The 12,714-nt window shown below is 42.8% G+C and carries 10 protein-coding genes; 1 reads left to right on the top strand and 9 read right to left on the bottom strand.

Translation table 11 applies throughout. The features are described 5' to 3' along the window. Positions 1-65: 65 nt before the first annotated feature. Entirely contained in the window at positions 66-302 is a 237-nt protein-coding gene (locus DXB52_RS04130; RefSeq protein WP_020435856.1) for a hypothetical protein, read from the bottom strand. 256 nt (positions 303-558) lie between these two features. Here DXB52_RS04130 and DXB52_RS04125 point away from each other — a divergent pair, with 256 nt between their 5' ends. Continuing rightward, complete coding sequence (locus DXB52_RS04125; RefSeq protein WP_118106596.1) at positions 559-906, top strand: DUF6465 family protein; 348 nt, start codon at positions 559-561, stop codon at positions 904-906. 89 nt (positions 907-995) lie between these two features. Here DXB52_RS04125 and DXB52_RS04120 read toward each other — a convergent pair whose 3' ends face one another. The 8 genes from DXB52_RS04120 to trxA form a co-directional block, all read right to left on the bottom strand. Further along, a complete protein-coding gene (locus tag DXB52_RS04120) occupies positions 996-1,631 on the bottom strand; it encodes an endonuclease III domain-containing protein (protein WP_117568341.1) in 636 nt (211 codons plus the stop codon). Next, positions 1,632-2,690 (bottom strand): putative ABC transporter permease, encoded by a 1,059-nt coding sequence (locus DXB52_RS04115; RefSeq protein ID WP_117568342.1) that lies wholly within the window; start codon positions 2,688-2,690, stop codon positions 1,632-1,634. It abuts the gene before it with no gap. A 72-nt stretch (positions 2,691-2,762) separates the two neighbouring features. Next, positions 2,763-3,206, bottom strand: a complete 444-nt coding sequence (rpiB, locus tag DXB52_RS04110; RefSeq protein ID WP_117540984.1) for a ribose 5-phosphate isomerase B — start codon at positions 3,204-3,206, stop codon at positions 2,763-2,765. Between the two features lie 258 nt (positions 3,207-3,464). Then, complete coding sequence (locus DXB52_RS04105) at positions 3,465-4,667, bottom strand: LL-diaminopimelate aminotransferase (RefSeq protein ID WP_118106595.1); 1,203 nt, start codon at positions 4,665-4,667, stop codon at positions 3,465-3,467. Between the two features lie 224 nt (positions 4,668-4,891). Further along, on the bottom strand, positions 4,892-5,152 hold the full coding sequence (locus DXB52_RS04100) for a DUF1294 domain-containing protein (RefSeq protein WP_117568344.1): 261 nt from the start codon (positions 5,150-5,152) through the stop codon (positions 4,892-4,894). Continuing rightward, the gene (gene addA / locus DXB52_RS04095) at positions 5,149-8,868 is read right to left on the bottom strand and encodes a helicase-exonuclease AddAB subunit AddA (RefSeq protein WP_118106594.1); all 3,720 of its coding nucleotides are present in this window, start codon (positions 8,866-8,868) and stop codon (positions 5,149-5,151) included. Before addA ends, DXB52_RS04100 begins: the two co-directional genes overlap by 4 nt. Continuing rightward, complete coding sequence (locus DXB52_RS04090) at positions 8,865-12,236, bottom strand: PD-(D/E)XK nuclease family protein (protein ID WP_118106593.1); 3,372 nt, start codon at positions 12,234-12,236, stop codon at positions 8,865-8,867. Before DXB52_RS04090 ends, addA begins: the two co-directional genes overlap by 4 nt. Before the next feature lie 134 nt (positions 12,237-12,370). Beyond that, positions 12,371-12,679: a thioredoxin gene (gene trxA / locus DXB52_RS04085; protein ID WP_055173049.1), complete on the bottom strand. Its 309-nt coding sequence runs from the start codon at positions 12,677-12,679 to the stop codon at positions 12,371-12,373. Positions 12,680-12,714: the final 35 nt, after the last annotated feature.

The raw sequence follows: 12,714 nt of genomic DNA, 5'->3' as shown, positions 1-12,714 counted from the left end.
ACGAATAGTATCTTATCATACTCTTTTTAAATATGCAAGTACTTTTTTCAATTTTTTTACATTTTTTATTTTCCCATCTCCTGCAGTGCACGGATAAATTCCAGATCTTCTGCACGAAGCTTCAGATTTGTCTCGTAATGAGCTCCGTTCGGTGCTGTCACATTGATCTCGATGATCGTACCTTCCTCAACTGCATTCTGAGCTACTGCTCCTAAGAACATTGGAAACTTCGGATGATTTCTGCGAAATGTGTCCATATGTCCTTTTAATTCCTGTATTTTTCCAAGCTGTGAAAAATTCATATTAACTGTCCTGTTGCTGCGCATATCGCAAATCACATCGTACTGCGCCGGCAACATTTTCCTTTCTGCCCTGTCGGCTTTTTACTTTATCATGATATACGAATCAGAGAAAAAATACAACTTTTTTGACTTATTTCTCTCTTCGTTATATAATAGAAAAAGTGACCGTTGTCCCCCTTTTTACTGAATCATTATAACCAGCAAGGACAGATATCACGGACTTCGGTTTTCAGATTAGAGAAAAGAGGTAACATCCATGAGCAAGAGAACAGATAAGAAGAAACAGAAAAGAATTAATGAAGTACATACAACTGCAGCACTAGCTGCTCAGCCTGTAGTAGAGACAGCTGCACCAACAGCTGAACCTGTTCCGGAAGTGACTGTAACAGAAACAACTGCGCCAGTAAATGCTGCTCCGGCATATAATCTTTTCATCCAGTATCAGAACGGCGAATATGACGCTGCTGTACTTGCAGAGAAGATTCTTGATAAATGCAAAGCTGAAGGTATGGACAGCTCCGACCTTAAGATCTATGTAAAACCTGAGGATAAGAAAGCTTACTATGCTTGTGCCGGCGGAACAGGTGCTATTGAGTTAGCTTAGACTGATAGAAAGAAAGTCTGTGAAAGAATCTACTCTTAAGATTCTTTTCACAGACTTTTTATTTTGACTGTTATACCCCAATCTTTTTACTATACTCCGACCTTTTTACAAACATCTGCCAGACAGCATCTGTCGCAATACGGTTTCGTTCTCGCAGTACATATCTCTCTTCCATGATAAACAAGACGGTGGCAAAGGTCACTTCCTTCTTCCGGCGGGATGATCTTCCACAGAGCCATCTCCACTTTCTTAGGTTCTTTGATTCCGTCCACCAGACCGATACGATTCGTCAGGCGGATACAGTGCGTATCTGTAACGATCGCCGGTTTTCCAAACACATCTCCCATGATCAGATTCGCGCTCTTTCTTCCGACTCCCGGAAGTTTTAATAAAGCATCAAAATCATCAGGAACCTTTCCACCATATTCATCCCTAAGCATCTTCATACAGGCACTGATATCTCTTGCCTTACTCTTTCCAAGACCACAAGGACGTACAATCTCTTCAATATCTTCCACCGGAGCATCTGCCAGTGCTTCTACTGTTGGATATTTCTCATAAAGACCTTCCACGACTACATTTACTCTTGCATCTGTACACTGAGCTGCCAGCCTTACACTGACAAGCAATTTCCATGCCTGATCATAATCAAGTGTGCATCCGGCATCCGGATACTCTTTCTTCAGCCTTTCAATCACTTCAAGCGCACGCTGTTTCTTTGTCATTTACTTCACCTCGGCATTTTTCTTTAATTCTTCCATTGCATTCTTAAACTTGTCTGATACTGCTGTAGGATTTCTTCTCAGCTGTCTCATAGCATTTACATAATTTCTGTCTGTACGTGAGCCTAATTTCCGTCTCTCACTTAATATATTGGAACGCATCTGGGCAAGTTCTTTTCTCCAGTTTCCTTTCGATTCAGACTCTTGTGCTTCATTCTCCAGTCGGACAGTACGAAGCAGTGCCTCAACCTTCTCTGAAAGCTGTGTAAGCTGTTCTTTTCGTTCTCTACGCTGTTCTTCTATCTTCGCAAGATACAATTCTTTTCTTGTCTGCTTCTCCGCTGCTTTCATCTCTTTACGCTCTTCATACAACAGATAGCTGTCCTCAAGCCTCTCCTGTACCCCTTCAGATGCACGTTTCAGCCGTTCCTGAACACCTTCTGATGCATCTTTCAGTCTGTCCTGCATTTCCTCAGAAGCATCTTTCAGGCGCTCCTGCATCTTCTGGATCTGTTCTTTGCTGGCTTCAAGCTGTACAAGGATACGTTTCATATCCATAGCCTCGTTGAAGGACTGTGTGAAGTCAACTGCTGCTGCGATTGTCAGAACAAATGCAAGGATATCGGCTATTGTAACCGGAATCAACAATACCATATGTTCAAATGGAATATGTACGACCTTTACCATAAGAATGGAGAATACTCCCCAGCACAAGCTTGCCAGTGGACAAATGTATCCTCTGACATTAAATTTCAGGTTTCTATAATCCCAGTACCTTACGTGGAACAGACGCTCCATCGTAATTCCTGTAAAATACTCCAGGATTGTCGCACCGATCATTCCCATAAGAAAGACAAGCAGGATGTTATCTCTGACCGGAATCGTCACAATCAGGACAACCATTGCTCCGGAACCATAGAGCGGAAGCATCGGACCATGCATAAATCCGCGGTTCACCCAGCGGTGCTTTCTGACAGAAACATAACAGCTTTCCCATATCCATCCCAAAAAACTGTAAAGAAAAAAGAATAAAACCCATTGTGATAAATCATATTCCTGCATTTTTCTTCCCCTTTTTAAAAGACTCCTACGCTCTGATAAAATGTAACGCAGAAGTCTCTTTCGTAAAATCTTTTAGTTTTTCTCCTCGATCTCCATCAGCAGATCTACTCTGCGCTGATGACGGCCGCCTTCGAATTCTGTATTGATCCATGTATCTACGATCATCTTTGCAAGTTCTCCACCTACCACACGAGCTCCAAATGCAAGTACATTACAATCATTGTGTGCTCTTGACATCTTCGCTGTAAATGGCTCGCTGCAGACACATGCACGGATTCCTTTTACTTTATTCGCTGCAAGAGAGATTCCAAGTCCTGTTCCGCAGATCAGGATTCCCTTCTCTACTTCTCCTGCTACAACTGCACGGGCCACTTTCTCTCCATATACCGGATAGTCACAACTTTCGGATGTATAGGTTCCATAATCTACAACCTCATGACCTTTCTCTTTCAGAAATTCTACGATTTCTGCTTTCAGCTCCAGTGCGGAGTGATCGTTACCAATACCAATTTTCATTTTAACGTTCCATCCTTTCTACATTTCAAAATCTGATATACCGTTTCTATCATACCAAACTTGTACGGTCTTGTAAACTCACACCAGATTTGTTTCTAATGTAATACAAAATGTTGCTGTTCAGGATTCCCGCTTTGCCTGACGATAGTTTTGCCTGACGATAAAAAGAGAAGCACGAATAGCTTCTCTTTTTCCTTCTGTAAACCGTCACTATGATAACTTTCTTCTGTTATGCACGTAATCCGTTCACTTTATATCTTAGAATAATGTATTAAAACGTTCCATTGCTTCCTTTGTCTTCTCATGTTTTCCAAAGGATGTCAGACGGAAATAATTCTTTCCATTTTCTCCAAATCCTGCTCCCGGTGTTCCGACAATCTGTGCATTTTCAAGAAGATAATCAAAGAACTCCCAGGACTCCATTCCCTTCGGGCACTCGAACCAAATGTATGGTGAGTTCACGCCGCCTGTAAATGAGATTCCTTTCTTCTCAAGTGTTTCAGCGATCATATGTGCATTTTCACGGTAATATCCAATATTCTCCTGACACTCTTTCATGCCCTCTTCTGTGAATACCTTAGCTCCCGCATACTGGATGATATACGGTGTTCCGTTGAACTTTGTACACTGTCTTCTGTTCCACATGTTGTGCAGACTCAATGTTTCTCCATTTGATGTCTCGAACACAAGCTCTTCCGGAACAACTGTGTAAGAGAAACGTGTACCTGTGAATCCTGCTGTCTTAGAAAGGGAACAGAACTCGATCGCACATTTCTTTGCACCCTCGATCGCATAGATACTTCTCGGAAGTGTAGGATCTGTGATAAATGCTTCGTATGCGGAATCATACAGGATCACAGCATCATTTTTCAGTGCATAGGAAACCCACGCCTCTAACTGCTCTTTATTATAGCATGCTCCTGTCGGGTTGTTCGGAGAACACAGGTAAATGATATCTGCCTTTACATTTTCATCCGGCATTGGAAGGAAATCGTTTTCTTTTGTTCCGTTCATATAGATGATATTCTTTCCGTCCATTGTATTTGTATCTACATAAACAGGGTAAACCGGATCCGGAACGAGAACCACGTTATCCTTTGCAAAAAGCTCTGTAATATTTCCCGTATCACTTTTTGCTCCATCAGAAATAAAAATATCAGATACTTTTACTTCTACACCATTGCGCGCATAATAATCTGCGATTACTTCCTGCGCAAATGCATATCCCTGCTCCGGTCCGTATCCTTTGAATGTCTCAGATACGGCCTGAGAATCTACTGCTTCATGAAGTGCCTCGATCACACTCTTTGTCAATGGCAATGTCACATCACCGATTCCGAGACGGATAATATCCGCTGCTTTCTCCGGATGTGTTTCCTCATATACTTTTACTCTTCTTGCGATCTCTGCAAAAAGATAACTGTCTTTTACATTCTGATAATTTTCATTTAATTTTGGCATCTTGTCAAACTCCTTTCCCAGCTGCTTTCATGCTATTCACAGTATTCTGCAACCAATAACTCTAGTATTCCTATGTGTTATATTAACAGATTTTTTTTCATTCGAAAAGAAGTTGAAAAAAAAGAAACAAGATTTTGTAAAATCTTGTTTCTTTGATAATAATTTCAGCACTTTAACTGTGCAAATTGATGATGCGATAAAGAATATTTTTCTTTTTTTCTTTCTTACAAAAGCCAAATAACCAGCAAGATTACCTCCACAACAAAGATCACAGGCACTGTAATCATAAATTTTGCTTTCCGTGTCTTATGCCGGAAGCACATCATACCTGCGATTGCTCCTGCACTTCCACCGATCAGTGCAAGGATTAGTAGCGTTTTCTCCGGAATCCTCCATGCGCCTTTCTTCGCTTTCCATTTATCAATCCCATAGGTACAAAATGCAAATAAATTGATAAATATCAGGTAATACCAGAAATATTTCATAAGATGATCTCCTCCTTCAAGGCAAAGGAATAGATGATCTTCTCCTTCACCGGCTTCTCTAACAGCTGCTCCAGCGCCTGGGCATAGTAATCAAGCTGTGCATGGTACAGTTCTTTCAATTGAGATGCATTTCTGACTCTATCCGTCTTATAGTCCAGTAGTACAAGCCCGTCTTCCTCCTCGAACCAGACATCAATAATTCCCTGGACGAGAATGGTCTCTTCCTTTCGATTTTCATCCGTTTCCTGACTTCTCTTCTGAATATCCGGATAGATTTCCGGATAAATCTCTGAAGCAGCTACTTCAAGAACAAATGGCTGTTCCTTCCGGAGCTTCCCATTTCCTGCTGCTTGTGTCATTCGTCTTCCACTCTCACTATTTAAAAACGCAAGAATATCTTTCGTGCGGATACAGTCTGCCATCTCTTTTGACAATCTCCCTGCCTGATAGAACCGTTCGATTTCTTCTTTCAGAAGTTCCTCTGTATACTCTTTTGAAAAATCATGAAGCTCGAGAAATTTATGATAAGCATTTCCCCTTGAAGCTCCTGTCAGTCCTTCATCCTGTTCTTCCATGAAATGTGGAAGCAGTGGCACAATCTCCGGTTCCTGAATCAATTCTTCTCCTGCTTCTTCCCGCAAAGACTCACGCTTCTTCAACTCTGAAACTGTAAATTTCAGCTTCATTTTTCCTTCTTCTTTATATGGATACAGGAAATTCATCTGCTGTTCCAGCTTTTCTTCTGCTCCCGGAAGATAAACCTTCGATGTATCCCAGTGTTCAAGCACTTCTCTTGCAATTATTTCCGCCTGTCGCTGTGCATCTTCTGTAAAATCCATCTCTCCTGCATCAAAAATCCGGACTTGAATCGGCAATTGCTGAACCTCTTCGCTTTCTGTTTTGAGAATTCCACACAAACCATCTTCCCTCTTGAGATCTTCTGCCTGAAGAAGTGCCGGAAGAATCCAGTCCAGATAACGGTTTGCGCCCTCTAACTGATAAAGGCTCAATGGAGATTCCCTGTCTGTCATATGATTCACATATGGTTCCAGGCCGTCTTCTCCTATTTTCAGACTGCCTGTCAGAATCAGCTTTTCTTTCGCTCTTGTCATCGCTACATAAAGCACACGGAGTTCTTCTGCAAGATTCTCAAGCTTTGTCTTCTCCTGGATCATTTTCTTCAAAAAAGTCGGTGCCTTTGTCCTCATCTCAAGATCTACAACGTCAATTCCAACTCCGTTTCTCGGATGGATCACAATACTTCCTTTCAGATCCTGTGTATTGAATTGCTTGCCTGTTCCGGCTACAAAAACGATTGGAAACTCCAGACCTTTACTTTTATGAATACTCATAATACGGACTGTGTCATCCTGTTCGTCTATGATACTTGCTTCGCCATAATCAACATCATATTTTTTCAGTTGCTCAATATAGCGTACGAAATTAAACAGACCTTTATAACTCGTCCCTTCAAATGCTCTTGCTTTCTCAACAAGCATTTCTACATTAGCCTGTCTCTGTGCGCCCCCTGGCATCGCACTGATAAATAACCCATAGCCGGTTTTATCAATTATTTCCACAAGAAGGTCATGGATTGCCGTATACGGAAGAATTTCCCTAAAATGATCCAATACCTCGAAAAACTTCCTCAATTTTTCCTGTACCTGTATTGCCTGCTTTTTGTCCACAGTTTCCGGAATTTCTTCCGAACTCAGGCTGCAAAATCCTTCCACTGCCTCGTAAAACAACTGATTCGGATACGCAAGACGAATCACTGACAACTCTGCTGCCGTCAGACCGACAAACGGTGAAGTCAAAACTGCTGTCAATGGCAGATCCTGTCTTGCATTATCAAGAACTTTCAGATAATCCAGAAGAACACTGACCTCATACGTCTCGAAATATCCTTCTCTGCTCACAGAGTATGCCGGAATCCCCTCCTCGGCCAGTATGGACGCAAAAACTTCTGCCCACCCCTGTAAACTTCTCGTCAGAATCACCATATCCCGATAATGAACCGGGCGGTATTCTCCTGTCTCCTTATCAAGCACAACACCCGTGTTTAGAAGTTCTTTCATTCTCTGTGCGATCATCCGCGCCTCTTCTTCTCTCGCTTCACTGCTCCGAAGCCCCGTCTGATTATAAAGAAGCAGTTCCGTCTGATCCGTAAACACATTTTCATCCGGTAATTCAGGAAAAGAGGCTCCCAAATGCAGTGCCGCCTTATCATCATAGATAATTTCCCCGAATTCCTTCCGCATCAGTTTCCTGAAAATATAATTTGTACTGTCAAGTACTTCTCCTCTGCTTCGGAAGTTCCTGTCAAGATCAATTCTCTGCCTGCTGCTCTCCTGCGTACTGTAGCTGTTATATTTTCCCATAAAGAGTTCCGGGCGCGACAAGCGGAATCGGTAAATACTCTGTTTTACATCTCCAACCATAAAAAGATTATTCTGTCCTGCCGACTTTCTTGACACACTCGTCAGAATTGTTTCCTGCACCAGGTTACTATCCTGATACTCATCGATCATAACTTCTTCAAAGCGTTCCTGATACTCCTGTGCCACTGCTGACGGAACCAGTTTTCCTTCCTTTTCTTCCGTCAGAATCCGAAGTGCAAACTGTTCCATATCACTGAAGTCCAACAGATTTCTCTGTCTCTTTTTCTCCGAAAATGCCTCTGCAAAAGCCTGTACCAGCAGAACTAACATCTTCATTGCTGTCTGTGCCTCTTGCATATCCCTGATCCACTCATCAACAGGCGCGTAGAAATAGTTTGTTTTCAGATCTTCTATCAGTTTCTTGGCCTGTTTTCTAAGCCCCTGCGCTTTCTCTTTCAGCTCCGGATCGACTGTCGGATCTTTCTTCCCTGACAAACGTTTCCATGTAAAATCACTGACGATCTGCTCTTGCTGACAAAATGTCTCTGCTTTTTCCAATTGCTCAATCTGTACCAGATCAGAGTCTAACATTTCACCATACATATACGGACCGGCCGGAAGTTCGCATACTTCTATTGCCTGTTGAACAAACCCTTTCACATCTGTGAGATTCTGCCTTACTCTTGCCTTTGCCTCCTGCACGACATCTGCTTCTTCCATCTTCTCCGGATCGATCTCATAATTATCCACACATTCCTTCAACCACTTTTCCGGCTGTGGATAACTTCTGGAATATTCATAAAGCTGGAGGATAAGTTCCTCGATCTTCTGATCATTTCTTCCTGTTCCATACTGGTCAACAAAGTTTAAAAATGCCTCGGAGCCCTCTGCATAGAAATTCTCGATCAGCTCTTCTAAGACATCCTGCATCAGAAGACGCAATTCTCCTTCTTCTGCAATGCGAAAGGCCGGATCAATTCCAATCACATGAAAATGATCCCGGATCACCGACAGGCAGAAACTGTGGATTGTCATGATCGACGCATTGTGGATCAATGTGGACTGCTGCTCCAGATTCACATTTCCCGGCTGCTCTTCCAGCTTCTTTTCAATTGCTGCACCGATTCGTTCTTTCATCTCTGCCGCCGCTGCTTCCGTATAAGTCACAACCAGGAGACGGTCTACATCCGCGGGATCATTTTCATCTGTTATCCTGGAAATAATCCGTTCAACAAGTACCGCTGTCTTTCCGGAACCTGCTGCTGCAGATACGAGAATGTTGCGGTCACGCAAGTCGATTACTTTCTGTTGTTCTTCTGTCCATTTTACGCTCATTCTCCTGCCTCCCCTTTCTCTTCCAAAATACCAAGACGCTCTTTCATAGAATTCAACGCTTCTTCCAAGGTATATTTTCTTAATCTTCTGTACTCACAGCCTTCAATCCTCTGGTCAAATCCGCAGATATCCCTGCACCCACAGTAATCACAGCCTGTCATCTCATCAAGTACATACGGAAGTGCCGCAACCTCTCCCTGATACATCACGTCCTTCAGCTCTTTTTCTTTCTCTTTCGTGTACGCAAGAACTGTATCAAAGTTCTCCTTTGATAAAGCTTTTGATGCCGAACCGAGCGTTTTGTTCTTATTCATCCGCAGCGGATAGAATGTTGAAGTTCCACTCAGATTCCGCTCCAGATGCTCAACTACATTTTCATCTGCATTGATCAGTCCATCCAGCTTCAGCTCTTTTAGAATACTTTGCTCAACTTCCGCTTTTGTCTCTTCTTTCTTCACAATCGGATCCTGGATCCTGTAATAAAAAATACCGGCCGGAAGTACTTCTTTCTCCGGATGTTTCTGCCGTTCGATCTCCAGTGCCGCATTCAGATAAACCGGAAGCTGCATCTGCAAACCGTGATAGAATGCTGTGATATCAAATGCTTTCCTTCCAGTTTTATAATCTGTTACTTTCACATAGACCGCATTTTCGTCTTCGCATGTATCAATTCTGTCAATCTTTCCGCTTCCGAACTTAAATTCACACCCGCTCGGCACAAAATCGCCTGCCGCCATCTGCTGTGTCAGTGCCCAGACAGACCGGTTGATCAATTGCTTGATTCTGTGGATCATATACTCATTACGTGCAGATGAAAATAGAACTGTATTTCCATAATCCAGAATACTTTCTTCTACACTTTCATCAATCAGCTGCTCCCGCTTCTCTTCCGGCATTGTAACCCAGTCCAGACCTTCCTCTTCTACCTTGTGTGCAAATCGCTCCAGTGCCTGATGTGCAATATTTCCCAGATCCATTGCTTCGAACCCATATTTCTCCCGTTCTGACAGACGGAGTCCGTAATTCAGGAAATGTGCATATGCACAGGAAGCAAAACGTTCCAGTCTTGTTACGCTGACACGCTTTGGATCCAGGAAGAGTTCTTTTGCTACTCTACTTCCAAGGCTCGGCTCATCCTTCCGGTAGAAACCGGCTTCTATCATCTGCTTCAGAGTTTCCTGACTCTGTTCATCCTTTACAAACCATCTGTACAGTTCTTTCCAGGAATCATCCAGTCCATGCTCCCTCTCTCTTAAACCTTCTGCAATCTGCAAGAGTCCGCTCTTTCTCATCATCTCATGATCAAGCAGTCCCTTTCTGTCTTCCTCTACCGGAACAAGTACCGGGAACAGACGCATCAGATCCTGGATCAGATACGCCGGACGAAGTGCTTTTCCTTCCCCGGATACTTTCGCCCAGGACAGATACAGAAGTTCTGACGGTTTCGTCAGATTCATATAGAGATAAAATTTCTGAATATATAATTTCTCTTTTGGTCCGGGAGAAAGATTCATTTTCTTCTCCTGAAACTGTTTTCTGTCTCGCTCGGAAAGAAGACCTCTTGCCCCTGCATTTCCTGGAAGAAGCGTATCATTTGCTCCGACAAAAAATAATGCGCGGATATTTTTGATACGTGTTCTCTCCATATCTCCGATCACAACCTGATCCAGACTTGGAGGGATCACACCTACTTTCGCCTCTTCAAGTCCTGCATCTAAAAGTTCACAGTATTCCTTCAAAGGAATCTCTTCCTCCCCCAGAAGTTCAACGAATTTATCGAATAATTCCAGAACAATACGATAAATCTGTGCATATTCCTTCGCCAGTGCCAGTTCTCCATCTTCCTGGAATTTCTGCTCCAATTCTGCAAGCTGCTCCTGGATCTTCTCCTGAACCAGATATTCATAAACTGCAAGTGTGATCTCTTTTACCGTCTTTTTTCTCTTCTTCAGGACTGTATGCAGCGGTGTCAGTTTTTCCACAAAACGCATGCGCAGATGGTTCAGTTCTTCCAGTTCTTCCTTTGTCGTCATCGGTGTCTTTCTCACCCAGACCTGATCCCATTTCTTGAATCCTTTCAGATCCAGCGCAAGACAGTAATTTTCCAGACGGTCTACTTCATCTCTTGTGAATCCACACAGGCTGGTCCGCAGATAACGAAAAACGCTTTCGTAAGTATAGTTCTGTTCTACCATCACCAGCAAGCTTCTTAAATACTCTACAAAAGAATTTAATAAAATACTTTTCTTATGATCCATAAAGACCGGGATTTCATATCGATCACATGCTTTTTCCAAAGCATCTGCATAAGTACTCAGATCCGAAGCAATCACTGCGATTTCCCGATATCTGTACCCTTCTTCTCTCACCAGACGCCGGATCTCCTCTGCCACATACTGTGCTTCTTCCTGTGGTGTATGAACTTCATGAAGAGAAATTGACCGCATCTTCTCTCCACTGTATTTTCTTCTGGAATAACGAAATAGTTCCTCTTCCAAAAACGCCATCTCCGGATTCTCTTTGAACCGATACGACGGATTCTTGCATAACCAGACCGGCTCATCAATCTCCACTCTCACTTCCTGCGCCACTTCCGTCAGTGAAGTAACCATCTGCTTACTCAACGCAAAGAGCTGATACGGATGCTTATAGACAAACGGATCTTCCCTCCGATCGATCTCAACTGTCAACATAATCTTATCGCACACTTTCAGAAGTTCCCCGATCAGCCGGTTCTGCACCGGTGTAAATCCGGTAAATCCATCCATTGCGATCACACTGTCTTTAAGCATTTTCGCTTCCGGTACAGTCTGACTCAACACATCAAGTAATTCTTCTTTTGTGATATATTTATCACGCAGATAATCCTCAAATCCTTCATATACTTTACGGATATCCTTTAACTTATAATACAGATAACTTTCCGGATTCAGTCCTTCCATGAAAGAATCAAGCTGTTCAAAATCAATTCCATACTGTGTGAATTCTGATATCACAGACTTCACTTCGCTGATATATCCCTGCTTCTTAAGATTTCCCTTAAGAACGGTCAGCTCATCTTCGTAATTTCCTGCAATCTTACGGAGCACCAGATTCTTACCCTCATCATCAAGGATCGGCTGTCTTTCCTTTCCTGTCTCTTCAAAAACACGGTGAGCCAGACGTCCAAAACTTAAGACATCAATATTCATAATACCGCCACGCGGATGTGCCATACACAGGTCCTTCTGCGTCTGCATTGTAAACTGCTCCGGAACCAGAACAAGATAATTCTTCTCCGGATGACGGATTGACTCCTCAACAATCTGCTGATATAAATAATGGGACTTTCCGCTTCCGGAATTCCCGAAAATAAACTGCAATGACATGCTCTGACTCCCGCCTTTCCTCTTAATATCTAAGCAAAAGACAGGCTGTCGTTCACAGGAATGAGCCATATCTCTCAGCCTTCTCTGTGCCCGGCAGCCCGTCTGGGTTTTTCCTTTCTTCTATTATCGCAAATTTATTTCACAAGGTCAACCAGTGCTGTCTTAGGAATCGCACCAATCTGTCTTCCGCTCTCTTCACCACCTTTAAATGCGATGAAAGTCGGAATGCTCATCACTCTGTATTTCTGTGCAATGTCGATATTCTCATCAATGTTGATGTGGCATACCTTTACATCACTGAGTTCTTCTGAAAGAGCTTCTACGATTGGAGCCATCATCTTACATGGTCCACACCAGTCTGCATAAAAATCAACGAGTACCGGCTGCTGTGCCTGAAGTACTTCCTGCTCAAAATTGTCTGTTGTAAGTTTTACTACTGCCATCTTTATATCCTCCTTATAGATGTTATATCTTTTAT

The organism is Ruminococcus sp. OM04-4AA (genome assembly GCF_003462585.1).
Classification (GTDB): Bacteria; Bacillota; Clostridia; order Lachnospirales; family Lachnospiraceae; genus Mediterraneibacter; species Mediterraneibacter faecis.
The sequence above is the reverse complement of the archived record's forward strand: the minus strand, read 5'-3'. Positions and strand labels throughout refer to the sequence as shown.

Bases quoted from the DNA above. Each gene is read 5' to 3' on its own strand.
- DXB52_RS04130 (WP_020435856.1), bottom strand. From the start codon at position 302: ATGAATTTTTCACAGCTTGGAAAAATACAGGAATTAAAAGGACATATG.
- DXB52_RS04125 (WP_118106596.1), top strand. From the start codon at position 559: ATGAGCAAGAGAACAGATAAGAAGAAACAGAAAAGAATTAATGAAGTA.
- DXB52_RS04120 (WP_117568341.1), bottom strand. From the start codon at position 1,631: ATGACAAAGAAACAGCGTGCGCTTGAAGTGATTGAAAGGCTGAAGAAA.
- DXB52_RS04115 (WP_117568342.1), bottom strand. From the start codon at position 2,690: ATGCAGGAATATGATTTATCACAATGGGTTTTATTCTTTTTTCTTTAC.
- rpiB (WP_117540984.1), bottom strand. From the start codon at position 3,206: ATGAAAATTGGTATTGGTAACGATCACTCCGCACTGGAGCTGAAAGCA.
- DXB52_RS04105 (WP_118106595.1), bottom strand. From the start codon at position 4,667: ATGCCAAAATTAAATGAAAATTATCAGAATGTAAAAGACAGTTATCTT.
- DXB52_RS04100 (WP_117568344.1), bottom strand. From the start codon at position 5,152: ATGAAATATTTCTGGTATTACCTGATATTTATCAATTTATTTGCATTT.
- addA (WP_118106594.1), bottom strand. From the start codon at position 8,868: ATGAGCGTAAAATGGACAGAAGAACAACAGAAAGTAATCGACTTGCGT.
- DXB52_RS04090 (WP_118106593.1), bottom strand. From the start codon at position 12,236: ATGTCATTGCAGTTTATTTTCGGGAATTCCGGAAGCGGAAAGTCCCAT.
- trxA (WP_055173049.1), bottom strand. From the start codon at position 12,679: ATGGCAGTAGTAAAACTTACAACAGACAATTTTGAGCAGGAAGTACTT.